The organism is Streptomyces sp. NPDC059828 (assembly GCF_042731955.1).
Lineage (GTDB): Bacteria > Actinomycetota > Actinomycetes > Streptomycetales > Streptomycetaceae > Streptomyces.
Window position 1 is genome coordinate 69,240 of sequence record NZ_JBHWIW010000025.1, and the last position, 15,920, is coordinate 85,159.

Here is a 15,920-nt window from a genome sequence, read left to right on the forward strand (position 1 = left end):
AACCGTTTGCCGCCGCTCCCCGATTGCTGGTACAGGAGCGGACCGCTGACCCCCGGTCAACCGGATCCTGACAACACCTCGGACAGGTCGTAGCGTACGGGCTCCTCCAGCTGCGCGTATGTGCAGGTGTCCGGAGTGCGGTCCGGCCGCCATCGCCGGAACTGGGCGGTGTGGCGGAAGCGGTCACCCTCCATATGGTCGTACGCGACCTCCACGACCCGCTCAGGCCGCAGTGCCACCCACGACAGGTCCTTCTTGCCCGACCAGCGGCTCGGCGCGCCGGGGAGCCTGGCTGACTGGTGCGCCGACTCGTCCGACCAGCGTGCCCAGGGGTGCTCAGCCGCATCATCCATCCGCAGCGGCTCCAGCTCCGCCGCCAGCTCCTCGCGACGCTTCATCGAGAACGCGGCGCAGACACCCACGTGCTGGAGGACGCCGCCGGCGTCGTGGAGACCGAGCAGCAGCGAGCCGACGACCGGCCCGCTCTTGTGGTGGCGGTAGCCCGCCACGACGACGTCCGCGGTGCGCTCGTGCTTGATCTTGTACATCAGGCGCACGTCCGGACGGTAAGGGAGATCGAGCGGCTTGGCGATCACCCCGTCCAGCCCGGCTCCCTCGTAGCGTTCGAACCATTCCGCCGCGACCGCCGTGTCCGTGGTGGCGGGCGCCAGATGCACCGGCTCGCCGGCGTCGGCCAGTGCCTCGGTGAGCAGGCCGCGGCGCTCCGTCAGCGGAGTGTCCAGCAGAGAGCGGTCGCCGAGCGCGAGCAGATCGAAGGCGACGAAGCTGGCCGGGGTGGTCTCGGCCAGCATCCGCACCCGGGAGTGTGCCGGGTGGATGCGCTCGGTGAGCCGGTCGAAGTCCAGCCTGCCCCCGTACGCGATCACGATCTCGCCGTCCATGACGCACCGCTGGGGCAGATTGCCGCGCAGGGCGTCGACCAGCTCGGGGAAGTAGCGGGTGAGCGGCTTTCCGGTACGACTGCCGATCACGATCTCCTCCCCGTCCCGGTGGACGATCGCGCGAAAGCCGTCCCACTTGGCCTCGTACTGCATCCCGGGCGGGATCTTGGCCACGGATTTGGCGAGCATCGGCTTCACGGGTGGCATCACCGGCAGGTCCATAGGGTGATTGTCGGGTATGCCTGCTATGCGAGGGAAGTCGGCACGACCTACGCTGGCGGACATGGCCACAGCGGTGGAACTGAACGTGGGGGAGCGGACCGTCCGTGTGTCCAATCCGGACAAGGTGTACTTCCCGGAGCGCGGGTACACCAAGCTCGACATGGTCCAGTACTACCTCGCCGTCGGCGACGGCATCACCCGTGCCCTGCGCGACCGCCCCACCACGCTCGAGCGCTACCCCGACGGAGTCGACGGAGAGTCCTTCTTCCAGAAGCGGGCTCCCAAGAACCTCCCCGACTGGATCCCCACCGCCCACATCACCTTCCCCAGCGGTCGCTCCGCCGACGAGCTGTGCCCGACGGAGCCGGCTGCCGTGATCTGGGCCGCCAACCTCGGAGCCATCACCTTCCACCCCTGGCCCGTGCGCCGCGACGACACCGACCACCCGGACGAACTGCGCATCGACCTCGATCCTCAGCCGGGCACCGACTACGCCGACGCCGTCCGTGCGGCTCACGAGCTGCGTGCCGTTCTGGACGAGGCAGGACTGCGGGGCTGGCCCAAGACCTCAGGCGGCAGAGGGCTGCATGTCTTCGTCCCGATGGAACCGCGCTGGACCTTCACCCAGGTGCGGCGGGCCGCGATCGCCTGCGGACGCGAGCTGGAGCGCCGTTTGCCGGACCGGGTGACCATCAAATGGTGGAAGGAAGAGCGCGGCGAGCGGATCTTCGTCGACTACAACCAGACCGCCCGCGACCGCACCATCGCCTCCGCCTACTCCGTGCGCCCCCGTCCGAACGCCCCGGTCTCCGCGCCCCTGCGCTGGGAGGAGATCGACGACGCCGTGCCGGAGGACTTCGACATCAAGACCATGCCCGCGCGGTACGCCGAAGTCGGCGATGTCCACGCCGACATGGACGACCACCGCTTCAGCCTGGACAGCCTGCTGGAACTGGCACGCCGGGACGAGGCCGACCACGGTCTGGGCGATCTTCCCTACCCGCCCGAGTACCCGAAGATGCCGGGCGAGCCGAAGCGGGTGCAGCCGAGCCGGGCCAAGCGTGAGAGCTGAGCCCCGCCCCCGGTAACGGCACGTCAGCGACGGTAGGTCTCACGGCACAAGGCCGTCAGCGTGGGGTCGGTGACCCCGTCGGACTCCTCGCAGAGATGGCCCATGCCGTACCCCGGCCGGGGCCCGGGGTACGGACGCCCGGTGTGCTGTGGAGCGCTGAGCCGGGGCGGGCGCGCCTTGGCAGGGGTGCGGCGCGGGGATGCCGGCTGTGCCTCGTGCCGCGCCGGCACCCGGCCGGGTTGCCGGGCCGCTCCCTGCCGCGGCGCCGCGGCCGCGGTCCCCGGCTCCGCGCCGTCCTGCTGTGGGGCGGAGTCCTGCTCCGGTGCGGTGCTGGCGAGTTCCTCGCGCACCGACGGGCGCCCGGGGGCGGGTCCCGGTGACGCCTGCGTACCGGCGTATGCCGGGGCGGCGGCCGTACTCGGCACGGGGGAGTGCGGAGTGCCGGACACGGAGACACAGCCGGTCGCGGAGAAGAGGGCGGCGAAGGTGACGGGAATGATCCGCAGGCGCATGCGTCCAGCCTGCCGCAACCGGGGCCGTGCGCGGTGGCGGCTCCCGGCGGGACCACCATGACGGGTGACCGGACGCACGCGTACCCATGACGGTACGTGCGGCCACGGGCAGCCGCGCGACACGAACACGAACGTCTCGCAAGCCGAACGGCCCGGCGGTAGGGTCCCGTTGGTGTCACTGACAGTGGACGCCGCCGTACGGGCGGTGGAATTCGCGGTGGCCGCGTGTTCGTTGAGCACTTGTTGACGTCTTGTTTATCGCCCCCGGGCAGTGTGTGCGGCATGCCGATCAACACCACGACGACGACCGCCACCATCACCGCCATCGACACCGAACTCGCCTGGCAGGAAACGGCCCTGTGCGCCCAAGTCGGCCCCGAGCTGTTCTTCCCCGCCCCCGGTTCCTCCACAAGCGAGGCCAAGCAGCTCTGCGGAGCCTGCGAAGGACGGGTGGCGTGCCTGGAGTACGCGCTGGCGAACGACGAGCGGTTCGGGGTGTGGGGCGGTCTGTCGGAGAAGGAGCGGGGACGGCTGCGGCGGGCTCAGAACGGGGTCGGCGCACACGCGCCTGCGCCGCGGTAGACGCCGGGAATATCGGGGTGCCGAGCGTCGGTGCACCTCATTACGATCGACGGGTATGACAGACCGGATCACGGACGAGGAGCTGGCGGCGTTCGCCGGCATCGTCGGACGACTGCGAGCACTGCCCCTGGACGACCCCCAGCGGATGCGTGGCGAGGAACTCGCCGCGACCTTCGCCAAGGAGAGCCGCAACAAGCGGCGCAAGGCTGTTCGGCAGGCCCGCTCCGACGCCGATGCCGTGCTCAGTGCCGCCACCGCGACCGGCGGCCTCGACCGACGTGAGGACAGCGCGCTGGCGATGCGCGTGGGCAGCCCCGGGGACTTCCTGAAACCGCGGCACTGCTACGTCTGCAAGTCGCTGTACCGGCAGGCTGATGCCTTCTACCACCGTCTGTGCCCCTCCTGCGCCCGGGACAACGCTGCCCGGCGCACCATGCACACGGACCTGACCGGCCGCAGGGTCCTGCTCACGGGCGGGCGGGTGAAGATCGGATTCCAGCTCGCGCTGATGATGCTCCGCGACGGCGCCGAGGTGATCGTCACCAGCCGTTTCCCGCAGGACACCTTGCGCCGCTTCGAAGCCGCCGGCGGCAGCGAGCAGTGGATGGGGCGCCTGACCGTCGCCGCCGTCGACCTGCGCGATCCCCGCCAGGTGCTCGGGCTGTGCGATCTGCTGCGTGCGGACGGCAGGCCCCTGGACATCCTCGTCAACAACGCGGCCCAGACGATACGCAGACCCCCTGAGTCCTACGCCCTGCTCGCGGCGGGCGAGGGAGGCGCACCCTCGCCCGGCGTGCTCGCCGCGCCCGGATACGCCACGGTGACGGCGGTAGGCGGGCCGTCGGGCTCACTGGAGCGGGTACTCGCCGACGCGGGTACGGCAGACACCGTAGTCACGGGGGGTACAGCGGGCGCAGTGGACACCGCAGGCACGGTGGACGCAGCGGGCACGGACGAGGCCGGGCTGCTGCCCGACCCGTCCCCGGTCAATTCGTGGTCCGCGCGCATCGGCGAGCTCGACGCGGCCGAGATCCTGGAGACCCAGCTGGTCAACGCCCTGGCGCCGGCGCTGTTCTGCGACCGGCTGCTGCCGCTGCTGCTCGCCTCACCGCACCCGCGCCGCTACATCGTCAACGTCTCGGCGGTCGAGGGCCGCTTCGCCGTACGCAACAAGACCGGCGGGCATCCGCACACCAACATGGCCAAGGCGGCCCTCAACATGCTCACCCGCACCAGTGCCGCCGAACTCGCCGCGCAGGGCGTCCACATGTGCAGTGTGGACACGGGCTGGATCACGGACGAGAATCCCGCCCCGCGCAAGGCGCGCATCGCGGCGGCCGGTACGCGTACGCCGCTGGACATCGTCGACGGCGCCGCGCGGGTGTACGACCCCATCGTGCGAGGTGAGGCGGGTGCCCCGGTGTCCGGGGTCTTCCTCAAGGACTACCAGGAGGCCGCCTGGTGACCCGAAGGGAGTCCGTGCGGCGGGTCAGCCCGCCGCACGGGCCGCCATCCGGGCCTTGCGTGCCGCCAGCTTCTCGTCGAACTTGCTGGCCTCCGCATCCAGACCGCCCATGTAGAAGCCCAGCTCCTCCTGGGCCTTGCGGCCTTCGGGACCGAGGCCGTCGATCTCCAGCACCTTCAGGAAACGCAGCACCGGCTGCAGCACGTCGTCATGGTGGATGCGCAGGTTGTAGATCTCGCCGATCGCCATCTGTGCCGCGGCCCGTTCGAAACCGGGCATTCCGTGTCCCGGCATCCTGAAGTCGACCACGACGTCCCGCACGGCCTGCATCGTCAGATCGGGCGCGAGCTCGAAGGCGGCGCTCAGCAGATTCCGGTAGAAGACCATGTGCAGGTTCTCGTCGGTGGCGATCCGCGCGAGCATCCGGTCGCACACCGGGTCGCCCGACCGGTGGCCGGTGTTGCGGTGCGAGATCCGCGTCGCCAGCTCCTGGAAGGAGACGTACGCGACGGAGTGCAGCATCGAGTGCCGGTTGTCGGACTCGAAGCCCTCGGACATGTGCGCCATCCGGAACTGCTCCAGCTTGTCCGGATCGACCGCGCGTGAGGCGAGCAGGTAGTCCCGCATGACGATGCCGTGCCGGCCCTCCTCGGCGGTCCAGCGGTGCACCCAGGTGCCCCAGGCGCCGTCACGGCCGAAGAGCGAGGCGATCTCGTGGTGGTAGCTCGGGAGGTTGTCCTCGGTGAGGAGGTTCACCACGAGGGCGATCTTGCCGATGTCGGTCACCTTGGACTGGCTCGGGTCCCAGGGCTCGCCGTCCTCGAAGAAGCCCGGGAAGTTCCGCCCGTCACTCCACGGCACGTACTCGTGCGGCATCCAGTCCTTGGTGGCCTTGAGGTGCCGGTTGAGCTCCTTCTCCACCACTTCTTCCAGCGCGTACAGCAGCCGGGCGTCCGTCCAGGCTTCCGAACTGCCGAGATGGGGAGAGGTGATCGTCACGGGTGCTCCTGGGGACGCGGAGAGTGCTCGAAGATGCTCGGGGGGTGAGCGGGGCGTGCAGCCGCAGGCGATCCACCGCACGCTGGTACGGATGGCTACCTACGGCTTCGTAGGTTACGAAACCGTAGGTTAAGCACACGGTCGGCCGACGGCCAAGCCCGTGTCCGTTATGTACTGTTACAACAGGTCAGGAATGCAGGTCACGAAGCCGCACCGAGAGGCAGGTCACGCAGCCCTCGAGCTTCTCGAACTCGCCGATGTCGACGAGAACCGGGTCGTAGCCGAGATCCGCGAACAAATCCGCCGTCTTCGGGGCGCTCGCCGCCATGAGCAGCTTGTCGCCGCCGAGCAGCACCACATGCGACCCCGGCTCCTCCGGCACCGGCATGAACCGGGGGAAAAGAGCGGGCTGGTCCACCAGCGGCTCGTACCCGATGACGGTGCCGTCCGGCAGCGCGGTGACGGCCGACTTCAGATGGAGCACCTTCGAGAGGGGCACGGGCACCACACGTGCGCCGAGCGGCTCGAAGACGGCTCGCAGCTGCTGGATCCCATCGGCGTTGGTGCGGCCACCGCGGCCCACGTAGATCGTCTCGCCGACCTTGAGCACATCGCCGCCGTCGAGGGTGCCTGGCCCCCACACCCAGTTCACCGAGCAGCCGAGCCGCGCCAGGGTCTCCTCGACGGCGACCGTCTCGGGCCTGCGCGACTCGGCCCCCGAACGGGCGATCAGCGCCACATTCCGGAACATCACCACGGTGTCCTCGACGAACACCGAGTCGGGGCAGTCGTCGGCGGCCTCGGTTTCGACCGTCTCCCAGCCGTGCCGGCGCAGGGCGTCCGCGTAGGCCTCCCACTGGGCGAGCGCCGCCGCCGAGTCGACGGGGCGACGCTCGATATGGGTGACCAGTCCCTCGGCCAGGCGCGGACTCGGGCGTCGGATCAGGGCTTTTCTGCTCGGCACGGAGTCTCCTGAGCGGGCTCGGGGCGGACGGGGCGCGCCCGCCCATCATTAGCCGCACCTGCCCGTTCGAGTAAAGACCCGTACCGGTACAGCCGCGACGTGAACCCGCGACGTGACACCCGGACGGCGCGAACCGCACCCGCACGGCGCGACCCGCACGGTCTGCCGGATGCGCCGCCCTCGCGCCGTTCCGTCGCCCCCTCGGGCCTGCTCGCGCCCGCTACTCCGCCGCCGGGTCCGCCCACACCTCCTCCCGGGTCGTCGGCCGCAGCTCACCGTCGAGCAGCAGCCAGCGAGTGATCCCCAGGGCATCCAGGAACCGGACATCGTGACTGGCGACGATCAGCGCACCCTCGTACGCCTCCAGTGCCGCCGTCAGACTTCGCACACTCGCCATGTCCAGGTTGTTCGTCGGCTCGTCCAGCATCAGCAACTGCGGGGCGGGCTCAGCGAGCAGCAGCGCGGCCAGCGCGGCACGGAAGCGCTCGCCGCCCGAGAGCGTCCCCGTGGCGCGGTCCGCCCGTGCCCCCTTGAACAGGAACCGCGCGAGCCGCGCCCGGATCGCGTTGTCCGTCGCCGCGGGGGCGAAGCGGGCCACGTTCTCGACCACGCTCAGCTCGTCGTCGAGCACATCCAGCCGCTGTGGCAGGAAACGCCACGGCACCTGCGTCTCCACCTCGCCGGCGACCGGATCGAGTTCCCCCGAGATCGTGCGCAGCAGTGTCGTCTTCCCTGCGCCGTTGCGACCGACGAGGGCGATACGTTCCGGGCCGCGCAGCTCGAACCCACCCGCGATGCGGGTGCCGTGCGCCAGCTCCAGGTCGGTCAGCCGCAGCACCCCCAGGCCAGGATGCACCTTGGTGTAGGGCAGCTCGATACGGATCTCGTCGTCGTCACGCACCGCCTCCGCCGCCTCGGCGAGCCGTCCCTTCGCCTCGTCGAGTTTCCCGGTGTGCATGATGCGGTGCTTGCCCGCCGATACCTGGGCCTGCCGCTTGCGCTCTCCCATCACCACCTTGGGTTCGCGTTTGCTGTCGTACATCTTCTGCCCGTAGCGCTTGCGGCGGGCCAGCTTGATGTGGGCATCGGCCAGCTCCCGCTTCTGACGTTGCACGTCGGCCTCCGCGACGCGGACCATGCGCTCGGCGGCCTGCTGTTCCACCGCCAGGGCTTCCTCGTAGTCCGAGTAGCCGCCGCCGTACCAGGTGACCTCGCCCTCGCGGAGATCGGCGATCTGGTCGACCCGTTCGAGGAGTTCACGGTCATGGCTGACCACGACCATCAACCCGGACCAGGACTCCACCGCCTCGTACAGCCGGCCGCGTGCGTACAGATCCAGATTGTTGGTGGGCTCGTCGAGGAGCAGCACGTCCGGGCGCGCCAGCAGCAGAGCCGCCAGCCGCAGCAGGACACTCTCGCCGCCGGACAGTTCACCGATGGTGCGGTCGAGTCCCACGCGGCCGAGCCCGAGCCGGTCGAGCGTGCCGCAGGCCCGCTCCTCCACGTCCCAGTCGTCGCCGACGGTGGTGAAGTGCTCCTCGCGGACATCCCCGGACTCGATGGCGTTCAGGGCGGCACGGGTGGCCGCGATCCCGAGCGCCTCGTCGACGCGCAGCGCCGTGTCGAGCACCAGGTTCTGCGGCAGATAGCCGACCTCGCCGGCCACGCGCACCGAGCCTTCCGCAGGAGCGAGTTCACCCGCGAGCAGCCGTAGCAGGGTGGACTTCCCGGAGCCGTTGAGACCGATCAGACCTGTCCTGCCGGGCCCGGCTGCGAGGTGGAAGTCCTCGAAGACCGGGGTGCCGTCGGGCCAGGCGAAGGACAGCGAGGTGCAGGTGATGGAAGGGGCGGAAGTAGACATACGGGTCTCCCTGTTGCGGTGGAAGGAGGGTGAGCAACGGGTGAGACACCGGTCGGGCAACGCGGAACCCTGGTCCGGAGAAACGGGACGATACGGCTCGTACGCCGAGGTCGCACACGGCACGCGGGCAAAGGCCGCGTCGCACGGTGTCTCAAGACCTCAGACGAGCAACGTCCTTCTCCGATCAGTGACAACAGGGACGATGAGGAAGCTACGCCCGGGCGGGCGGCCGGGCAACCGAATTAGCCGGGAAGCCGGGGACCGGGAAAGGTCAGCAGGCCCCGCCGCCCATCAGCTCGGCGAGATCCCCGTCGAGATCGAGGAACAGATGCTCATGGCCCTGTGGGACCAGCCCGTCGACCCGCTCCAGGAACTCCCGCAGCTCGGAGGTCCGGATATGCACCATCGCGGTGCCCTCGGGGGCGTGGAACTCGACCACGGTCCGATCCCACCCGTACGGCCGCACCCGTACGTCGCCCACACCCGCGGGTTCCTCCATGCCCGCGGCGAGCAGCTCACGCGAGAAGGCCCAGGACACCTCTGTGCCCTCCAGGGTCGCCGGAGCGGGGAACTCCATGCTCACCGCGAACGGATCCGCACGGTCGTAGCGAAGAGTGGTGGGCACGGACTCCATCTTCGGGGCCGACGCGACCAGTCGGGCCTGAACGGCCTGCTCGATGATGCTGGACACGTCCTGCTTCCTCTCGTCATTGCGGCGCGACGCCTCTTCGCGCTCAGGAAGACGACGTCCGGGCATATTCCGTGCATCGGCCGGGCGATCTCGGCCGCGTGAGCTGCGTCACCGGCGGGAGCCCGGGCCGGCGAGGCGGTCTGGACCCGCCGTCTCCGGTGCACTACGTTCGCGCGCCATGACCTCACAGGGGAAGTCACAGGGGACGACGAGACGAATGGTTTCCATGGGCCTGTGCGGGGCGGCGCTGGCCGCCGTCCTCGCCGCACCGGCGCAGGCACAGGCGGCGGGAACAGCGGTCCCGGCGCACTGGGAGCTCAAGCAGACCGGCACGGACGCACGGTTCCGCGGGCTCGCGGCCGTCAGCCGGAACACCGCCTGGGTCGCGGGCTCCAAGGGCACGGTGGTGCGTACCACCGACGGCGGGCGCAGCTGGCGAAACGTCTCGCCGCCCGGCGCGGGCGAGCTGGAATTCCGGGACGTCGAGGCCTTCGACGGCCGGCGCGCCGTGGTGCTGGCCATCGGCGAGGGGGAGGCGTCCCGGGTGCTGCGTACCAGCGACGGAGGAGCCACCTGGACCGAGTCGTTCCGCAACACCGACCCGAAGGCGTTCTACGACTGCCTCACCTTCTTCGACAGCCGCCACGGTCTCGCCATGAGCGACCCGGTCGACGGCGCGTACCGGATCCTGTCGACCGGCGACGGCGGGAAGTCCTGGAAGGTGCTGCCGAGCACCGGTATGCCCGCCGCCCAGCCGGGCGAGGCGGGTTTCGCGGCGAGCGGCCAGTGCCTGGTGAGCTCAGGACCGAGGGACGTGTGGCTGGCCACCGGAGGCGGTGCCACCGCCCGCGTCCTGCACTCCGCCGACCGCGGGCTGCACTGGACCGTGTCCGAGTCCACGATTCCGGCCGGGGACCCGGCACGGGGGGTCTTCGCACTGGCCTTCCGCGACCGCGGGCACGGGCTCGCGGTCGGCGGCGACTACCGCACCGGCCAGGCATCACCGCAGGCAGGCGCGGTGACCGGAGACGGCGGCCGGAGCTGGCGGCAGGCAACCACACCCCCCGCGGCGTACCGCTCGGGTGTCGCCTGGCTCCCGCACAGCCGTTTCGCGGCCCTCGCCGTCGGCCCCACCGGCACGGACCTGACGACGGACGGCGGCCGCAACTGGCGCACCGTCGACACCGGGTCCTTCGACACCGTCGACTGCACGCCGGACTTCGGGTGCTGGGCGTCGGGCGAGAAGGGCAGGGTCGCCCGGCTGGAGCCGGGGAGTGAGGTGACTCCGGGGAGCTCGTGACCTCGGTCCGGGCGCGGTTCAGCAGCGTCACCCTGCCGGTCAGCGGGTAGCGCGGGGTCGCCGACCGCCGCGCTCCCCGACGGCCGCCGTGAACACCGCCGCCCGCGGCGTTGCCCTCTTCGCCCCTGACGCTGCGGGCTTCCCAGCGAGCCGAGTACCTTGCCGACCGCGAGGCCGCCCGCGCCGCATCCACCGAGGAGGCCGTGAGCCTCATGGACCGGCTCCTGGTGGCGGAATCGGCGGCGCTCACCCTCGGCCGCGAGGCCAACCGCGCCGCCGTACGGGGGACGGGTGCCAGACGCGCGGCGGAGGCGGGGCGGAGGAGATGTGGGAGCGGCTCAGAGCGGCCATGGACTCGATCCCCGAGGGCGAGTACGAGCGACTGCGACGCGTCGGCGTCCGGCGGGGGTCACAGCGTCGACGCGACCCACCCGCCGACCCACCTCAGGCGTGCCTGCCTGCTTGTCGGGCCCTCCCACGGCGCCGCGGTGGTGCTGGACGACGACCGGGGCCGGCGCATCGCCGCCGAACTCGCCGGAGCCCGCGCCTCAGTGGCCCGCCGCATCGTCCGGGACGGCTTCGGCGGTTAGTCGCCCGGGACGGAGTCCCGGGCGAACCGGAAGGTCAGGTCCTGTCCGGGAGTTGCTGCCGGTACGGCGCAAGCTCCGCGGCCGTCTTCGTCGCGTAGAACTCCGTGATGCGGTACTCGCCCACCCCTCCGCTGATGAAGGGATCGGCCCGGATGAGCTCCTCGACGCGTGCGCGGTCGTCCCCGACGGCAAGCAGCACCCCGCCGTCACGTGGGTTCTTGCGTCCGGAGGCGATGACGACACCGTCCTGGTACAGGGCGTCGAGCCACTCCACATGCGCGCCGAGGAGTTCGTCGACCCGCTCGACGGGCGCGGTATAGGTCAGTTCCAGTACGAACATGATCGGAAGACTAGCGGGCGCCGGGGGAACCCACGATCACGCGCCAGCCGCACAGGATCCTGAGGGCACCCTCGCGCCTGATCCAGCACCGGCCGTGGGCGAGAAGTCCCGCCCGCGAGCCCCGCACCCCGGGCGGACGGCGCTACTGCTCCATCACGGCCTAGGCTGGAGCCATCATGACCACCTTGAGGACACCCGCCGACGAGGCCGAGGCCCGCGCCATCCAGGACGAACTGCGCGCCCGGGTCGTGCTCGACGAGCCCGGACCCCCGCCCGGCACCGGACGGGTCACCGGGGTCGACGTGGCATATGACGACGCGCGCGATGTCGTCGTGGCGGCTGCCGTGGTGCTCGACGCCGGCAGTCTCACCGTGGTCGAGGAGGCCACGGCGACGGCTCGGGTCGACTTCCCCTACATACCGGGGCTGCTTGCCTTCCGCGAGGTCCCGACCGTGCTGGCCGTCCTGGAGTCGCTGAAGAGCGACCCGGGCCTCGTCGTCTGCGACGGCTACGGCCGCGCGCATCCGCGCCGCTTCGGGCTGGCCAGCCATCTCGGGGTGCTGACGGACCTTCCCGTGATCGGGGTCGCCAAGAACCCGTTCACCTTCGCGGCCGCCGTCCCGGGCCCCCGGCGCGGTGACACCTCACCGCTGCTCGCGGACGACGGCGAGGAACTCGGACGGGCACTGCGTACCCGGGACGGTGTCAAGCCGGTCTACGTGTCCGTCGGGCACCGCGTCTCCCTGGACAACGCCTGTGCCCATACGCTCGCCCTGGCGCGGGACTTCCGGCTCCCGGAGTCGACCCGGCGGGCGGATGCGCTGTGCCGCCGCGCCCTGCGTGCGGCGACAGCCTGAACGTTACGCCCCGTCAGCTGCCGGGGATGCCGTCAGATCAAGCTCGCCGACGGTCTGGCCGCCGCTCTCCTCCCCCGTCGGCCGGAACCCGAGCCCGAGGTAGAACGCTCCGGGGCCGTCCTCGCCGGGGTGCCAGGTCGTGGTGAGGCGGCTGCCGCCGCGGCGGCGGATCTCGGCCGCCACGGATGCAACCGCGAAGCGCCCGTAGCCACGGCCCTGTTCGCCGGCGGCGATGTTCAGGCGCCAGAGCCCCGAGCGTATGTCGGTGCCCGTCTTGCCGGCGGTCCAGTCGCTGTCGAAGAAGGCCATGAGGAACCCGACCGCCCGGTCGCCGTCGACGATCAGCCGGGGCCAGGCCTCCGGGTGCACATAGGCTTCGGCGAGCGACTTCACCACCGGAGCGACCCGGTGCTCCTGGTCCGGGCGCACCTGGATGCCGAGAGCGGTGTCGATGTTGGCTGCGGTGATCTTCTCCAGTCGGAGCTCTGGTGTCATCCCTCCAGAGTAGAAGAGTGGATCAAGCGGTCTCCAGGCGTCATCCCCCCGCAGCGGCCTGCCTCTCAGCGCCGATCGGCGACCCGGAAGGTGATTCCCGCCGCGCGCAGCCGCTCCAGCAGCGCGTCGCCCATCGCGACGGCTGTGGTGACCTGGCCGGCGGCCGGCGGCAGTTCGTCGAACGCGAGGCTGAGGGCGCACTCGGCGAGGATCTTCGCCGTCTCGCCATAACCCGGATCGCCGCCCGAGACCTCCGTGAAGACCCGCTGCCCGCCGCCTTCACCCACGAAGCGGATCTGGAACCAGCTCCGTTCACGCTGCTCGGCGCTCGGTCCGCGCCCGGGCTCGTATCGGCTCATCAGCCAGGTGCGGGCGGGCGGGAGCTGGGCCAGCGCCGCGAGGGCGCCGAGTGCGAAGGGGGCGCCGAGTGCCATGGGGAGCGTCTTGACCGAGGCGTAGTGCCGGTACTGGAAGTCGGGGCCGTAGCGGCGAAGCCGCCGTGCCGAGCGGGTCACCACCTGCGGGTCCAGGGTGGGCAGCGGCAGCGCCCAGGTGCCGGTCTCCTTGCTGAACCGGGGTACGGCCAGCGGGGCCCCGGCCCTGCGGCCCACCAGCCGGGGCTCGTGCAGCCGCCGCTCACGCGCGGCACTCAGGGCATGTCGCTGGCGCCCGATCGCGGTGATCGCGGAGGCGAGGGTGCCTCCGGAGATCAGCCCTCCCGCGCGCACAAAGCCGTCCACACGCAACGGCACGTCCTCCGGCAGCTGCTGAACCGTGAAATAAGCGCCCAGGTCGTGCGGTACCGAGTCGAAACCACACGAATGGACGATCCGGGCCCCGGTCTCGCGGGCCCTGGCGTCATGCCGTACGAACATCGTGTCCACGAACTCGGGCTCGCCCGTGAGGTCGGCGTAGTCCGTGCCGGCCTCGGCACAGGCGGCCACCAGTGGCTCTCCGTACCAGACATACGGGCCCACGGTCGTGGCCACCACGTGCGTGGACTCGGCGAGCTCACGCAGCGCCGCCGAATCCGAGGCGTCGGCGACGATCAGGGGCAGGTCCTCGCAGCCGGGATGGACCTCCGCGAGTCGCTGACGGAGCTGCTCCAGCTTGGCCCGGCTGCGCCCGGCGACGGCCCAGCGGCAGCCCTGCGGCGCGTGTGCGGCGAGGTACTCCGCGGTGAGCGTGCCGACGAAGCCGGTCGCTCCGAAGAGCACGATGTCGTACAGCCGCTCCGGCTCGTTCTGCCTGTTCACGCTGACCCCTTCAGCTGCTGCCCCGGGCCTCGTCCGGCCGATCCCGACGGGCTGATCGAACGGACACGGGGCTGTGCCCCGCGCCGATGCCGATGGGCGAGGCTAGCGTGAGCCGTGCGCATCCGTGCGACCGGGAGGACCAGATGGCGGCACCACCGAAGGCGGCGATGGCGAAATGGGAGAAGGTACGGTCCTTTGCCCTGGGCTTGCCCGGCGCCACCGAGGAGTTCCCCTGGGGTGAGACGGTGGCGAAGGTCAACAAGAAGGTCTTCGTCTTCATGGGGATGACCGACGGGAGTCATCCGCTGGGCGTCGGGGTGAAGCTGAAGGACGAGGTCCTGCATGCGCACGCCCTGTCTTGCCCGGGAGCCCAGCCGTCCGGTTACGGCCTCGGCAAAGCCGGCTGGGTGCAGATCCCGTTGGGCGGGAAGGGCGCTCCCGCTGCCGACGTGCTGTGCGACTGGGTGGGGGAGAGCTATCGCACGATCGCTCCGAAGAAGCTGGTCGCTCAGCTCGACGCGGACCGCTGAACCCCGGGTCCGGCCCGCCGCCCCGAGAAAAACCAAGCGCTTGCTCGTCTCAGGGGCTTGTGCGGAGTGGAACACGTTCTTAACATCACTGATGTTACATCAGTTGTGTCATAGTGCTGGGGGCTTCATGGCAGCCACAGGGAACGGTCCGCAGGGCGGTCCGCTCGCAGGGGTACGCGTGGTCGAATTGGCCGGAATCGGCCCCGGCCCGTTCGCCGCGATGCTGCTCGCCGACCTCGGTGCCGATGTCGTACGGGTCGACCGCCCCGGCGGTGCGGGACTGGCCATCGACCCGGCCTATGACCTCACGAACCGCAACAAAAGGTCCGTACTGATCGACCTCAAGGCAGACGGCGGTGCCGAGCGGGTGCTCGATCTGGTCGAGCGCGCCGATGTGCTGATCGAGGGCTACCGGCCAGGGGTCGCCGAGCGCCTCGGTGTCGGCCCCGACCACTGCCACGCCCGCAACCCCAAGCTGGTGTACGGACGGATGACCGGTTGGGGCCAGGACGGCCCGCTCGCCCAGCGAGCCGGTCATGACATCTCCTACATCGCCATCACCGGCACCCTCGGCATGATCGGCAAACCGGACGAGCCGCCCGTCCTGCCCGCCAACCTCGTGGGCGACTACGCGGGGGGCTCGCTCTACCTCGTCATCGGCCTGCTCGCCGCACTCCAGCACGCCCGCACCCCGGGCGGCTCGGGCCAGGTGGTGGACGCCGCCATCGTCGACGGCGCGGCCCATCTCGCCACCATGATCCACGGGATGGTGGCGGCGGGCGGCTGGCAGGACCGCCGCGGCAGCAACCTCCTCGACGGCGGCTGCCCCTTCTACGGGAACTACGAGACCGCGGACGGGCAGTACATGGCCGTCGGGGCCCTTGAGCAGCAGTTCTACGACGAGTTCATCGAGCTGCTCGGACTGACTGGGGAGGTCCCCGCCCGCAAGGAATTCGACCGCTGGGGCGAGCTGCGCGCAGCCGTCGCCGCTCGCTTCCGCACCAGGACCCGCGAGGAATGGACCGCCGTCTTCGAGGGCTCCGACGCCTGCGTGGCGCCCGTGCTCTCCCTGCGCGAGGCACCGGCGCATCCGCATCTGGCGGCCCGTGGCACCTTCACCGACCACGGGGGCATCACCCAGCCGGCTCCCGCTCCCCGGTTCTCCGCCACACCGGGCGAGGTGCGCCGTGGTCCGGCCCGGCCCGGCGCGGACGCCGAGGAGGTCGCACGCGACTGGGGCGTACCGAGCGTCCTGAACCGGGGTGGGGCGAAGTGATGGGGT

General features: G+C 70.8%; 17 protein-coding genes. 8 read left to right on the top strand and 9 right to left on the bottom strand.

Annotated features, from left to right (window positions below; all coding sequences use genetic code 11):
- Nucleotides 1-56: 56 nt before the first annotated feature.
- Nucleotides 57-1,124 (bottom strand): ATP-dependent DNA ligase, encoded by a 1,068-nt coding sequence (locus ACFV6V_RS17320; RefSeq protein WP_385565420.1) that lies wholly within the window; start codon nt 1,122-1,124, stop codon nt 57-59.
- Between the two features lie 61 nt (nt 1,125-1,185).
- On the opposite strand from ACFV6V_RS17320, the gene ligD reads away from it, so the two are divergent.
- Nucleotides 1,186-2,196 carry a non-homologous end-joining DNA ligase gene (gene ligD, locus ACFV6V_RS17325; RefSeq protein WP_385565423.1) on the top strand — a complete coding sequence of 337 codons (1,011 nt, stop codon included), beginning with the start codon at nt 1,186-1,188 and terminating at the stop codon, nt 2,194-2,196.
- A gap of 23 nt (nt 2,197-2,219) precedes the next feature.
- Here the strand turns inward: ligD and ACFV6V_RS17330 are convergent, their stop codons facing one another.
- Entirely contained in the window at nt 2,220-2,708 is a 489-nt protein-coding gene (locus ACFV6V_RS17330; RefSeq protein ID WP_385565425.1) for a hypothetical protein, read from the bottom strand.
- 282 nt (nt 2,709-2,990) lie between these two features.
- On the opposite strand from ACFV6V_RS17330, the gene ACFV6V_RS17335 reads away from it, so the two are divergent.
- Both ACFV6V_RS17335 and ACFV6V_RS17340 read left to right on the top strand, forming a co-directional pair.
- Nucleotides 2,991-3,290 (top strand): WhiB family transcriptional regulator, encoded by a 300-nt coding sequence (locus tag ACFV6V_RS17335; RefSeq protein ID WP_385565428.1) that lies wholly within the window; start codon nt 2,991-2,993, stop codon nt 3,288-3,290.
- A 55-nt stretch (nt 3,291-3,345) separates the two neighbouring features.
- On the top strand, nt 3,346-4,755 hold the full coding sequence (locus tag ACFV6V_RS17340) for an SDR family NAD(P)-dependent oxidoreductase (protein WP_385565430.1): 1,410 nt from the start codon (nt 3,346-3,348) through the stop codon (nt 4,753-4,755).
- A gap of 24 nt (nt 4,756-4,779) precedes the next feature.
- On the opposite strand, the gene ACFV6V_RS17345 is transcribed toward ACFV6V_RS17340, so the two are convergent.
- The 4 genes from ACFV6V_RS17345 to ACFV6V_RS17360 form a co-directional block, all read right to left on the bottom strand.
- The gene (locus tag ACFV6V_RS17345; protein WP_385565431.1) at nt 4,780-5,754 is read right to left on the bottom strand and encodes an acyl-ACP desaturase; all 975 of its coding nucleotides are present in this window, start codon (nt 5,752-5,754) and stop codon (nt 4,780-4,782) included.
- 187 nt (nt 5,755-5,941) lie between these two features.
- The gene (gene ddaH / locus ACFV6V_RS17350; protein WP_385565434.1) at nt 5,942-6,718 is read right to left on the bottom strand and encodes a dimethylargininase; all 777 of its coding nucleotides are present in this window, start codon (nt 6,716-6,718) and stop codon (nt 5,942-5,944) included.
- A 220-nt stretch (nt 6,719-6,938) separates the two neighbouring features.
- A complete protein-coding gene (locus tag ACFV6V_RS17355) occupies nt 6,939-8,579 on the bottom strand; it encodes an ABC-F family ATP-binding cassette domain-containing protein (RefSeq protein WP_385565436.1) in 1,641 nt (546 codons plus the stop codon).
- A gap of 271 nt (nt 8,580-8,850) precedes the next feature.
- Nucleotides 8,851-9,270, bottom strand: coding sequence for an SsgA family sporulation/cell division regulator (locus tag ACFV6V_RS17360; RefSeq protein ID WP_385565439.1), 420 nt, complete (start codon nt 9,268-9,270; stop codon nt 8,851-8,853).
- Between the two features lie 217 nt (nt 9,271-9,487).
- Between ACFV6V_RS17360 and ACFV6V_RS17365 the strand changes: the two genes are divergently transcribed.
- Both ACFV6V_RS17365 and ACFV6V_RS17370 read left to right on the top strand, forming a co-directional pair.
- A complete protein-coding gene (locus tag ACFV6V_RS17365; RefSeq protein ID WP_385565441.1) occupies nt 9,488-10,570 on the top strand; it encodes a WD40/YVTN/BNR-like repeat-containing protein in 1,083 nt (360 codons plus the stop codon).
- A 203-nt stretch (nt 10,571-10,773) separates the two neighbouring features.
- Complete coding sequence (locus ACFV6V_RS17370; protein ID WP_385565444.1) at nt 10,774-11,160, top strand: hypothetical protein; 387 nt, start codon at nt 10,774-10,776, stop codon at nt 11,158-11,160.
- A 34-nt stretch (nt 11,161-11,194) separates the two neighbouring features.
- Here ACFV6V_RS17370 and ACFV6V_RS17375 read toward each other — a convergent pair whose 3' ends face one another.
- On the bottom strand, nt 11,195-11,500 hold the full coding sequence (locus ACFV6V_RS17375; RefSeq protein WP_385565446.1) for a YciI family protein: 306 nt from the start codon (nt 11,498-11,500) through the stop codon (nt 11,195-11,197).
- 176 nt (nt 11,501-11,676) lie between these two features.
- Here ACFV6V_RS17375 and ACFV6V_RS17380 point away from each other — a divergent pair, with 176 nt between their 5' ends.
- Nucleotides 11,677-12,357 carry an endonuclease V gene (locus ACFV6V_RS17380; RefSeq protein ID WP_385565448.1) on the top strand — a complete coding sequence of 227 codons (681 nt, stop codon included), beginning with the start codon at nt 11,677-11,679 and terminating at the stop codon, nt 12,355-12,357.
- A gap of 3 nt (nt 12,358-12,360) precedes the next feature.
- Here the strand turns inward: ACFV6V_RS17380 and ACFV6V_RS17385 are convergent, their stop codons facing one another.
- Nucleotides 12,361-12,852 (bottom strand): GNAT family N-acetyltransferase, encoded by a 492-nt coding sequence (locus ACFV6V_RS17385; protein WP_385565450.1) that lies wholly within the window; start codon nt 12,850-12,852, stop codon nt 12,361-12,363.
- Between the two features lie 65 nt (nt 12,853-12,917).
- Entirely contained in the window at nt 12,918-14,108 is a 1,191-nt protein-coding gene (locus ACFV6V_RS17390; protein WP_385565453.1) for a saccharopine dehydrogenase family protein, read from the bottom strand.
- Between the two features lie 143 nt (nt 14,109-14,251).
- On the opposite strand from ACFV6V_RS17390, the gene ACFV6V_RS17395 reads away from it, so the two are divergent.
- Together ACFV6V_RS17395 and ACFV6V_RS17400 are read left to right on the top strand one after the other, a co-directional pair.
- Nucleotides 14,252-14,638, top strand: a complete 387-nt coding sequence (locus ACFV6V_RS17395) for an MmcQ/YjbR family DNA-binding protein (protein WP_385565455.1) — start codon at nt 14,252-14,254, stop codon at nt 14,636-14,638.
- A 127-nt stretch (nt 14,639-14,765) separates the two neighbouring features.
- Nucleotides 14,766-15,914 (top strand): CaiB/BaiF CoA transferase family protein, encoded by a 1,149-nt coding sequence (locus tag ACFV6V_RS17400; RefSeq protein WP_385565458.1) that lies wholly within the window; start codon nt 14,766-14,768, stop codon nt 15,912-15,914.
- The last annotated feature ends 6 nt before the right edge of the window (nt 15,915-15,920 follow it).

Coding starts and splice junctions, on each gene's coding strand:
- ACFV6V_RS17320 (WP_385565420.1), bottom strand. CDS start 1,124: ATGGACCTGCCGGTGATGCCACCCGTGAAGCCGATGCTCGCCAAATCC.
- ligD (WP_385565423.1), top strand. CDS start 1,186: ATGGCCACAGCGGTGGAACTGAACGTGGGGGAGCGGACCGTCCGTGTG.
- ACFV6V_RS17330 (WP_385565425.1), bottom strand. CDS start 2,708: ATGCGCCTGCGGATCATTCCCGTCACCTTCGCCGCCCTCTTCTCCGCG.
- ACFV6V_RS17335 (WP_385565428.1), top strand. CDS start 2,991: ATGCCGATCAACACCACGACGACGACCGCCACCATCACCGCCATCGAC.
- ACFV6V_RS17340 (WP_385565430.1), top strand. CDS start 3,346: ATGACAGACCGGATCACGGACGAGGAGCTGGCGGCGTTCGCCGGCATC.
- ACFV6V_RS17355 (WP_385565436.1), bottom strand. CDS start 8,579: ATGTCTACTTCCGCCCCTTCCATCACCTGCACCTCGCTGTCCTTCGCC.
- ACFV6V_RS17365 (WP_385565441.1), top strand. CDS start 9,488: ATGGTTTCCATGGGCCTGTGCGGGGCGGCGCTGGCCGCCGTCCTCGCC.
- ACFV6V_RS17375 (WP_385565446.1), bottom strand. CDS start 11,500: ATGTTCGTACTGGAACTGACCTATACCGCGCCCGTCGAGCGGGTCGAC.
- ACFV6V_RS17380 (WP_385565448.1), top strand. CDS start 11,677: ATGACCACCTTGAGGACACCCGCCGACGAGGCCGAGGCCCGCGCCATC.
- ACFV6V_RS17385 (WP_385565450.1), bottom strand. CDS start 12,852: ATGACACCAGAGCTCCGACTGGAGAAGATCACCGCAGCCAACATCGAC.
- ACFV6V_RS17395 (WP_385565455.1), top strand. CDS start 14,252: ATGGCGGCACCACCGAAGGCGGCGATGGCGAAATGGGAGAAGGTACGG.
- ACFV6V_RS17400 (WP_385565458.1), top strand. CDS start 14,766: ATGGCAGCCACAGGGAACGGTCCGCAGGGCGGTCCGCTCGCAGGGGTA.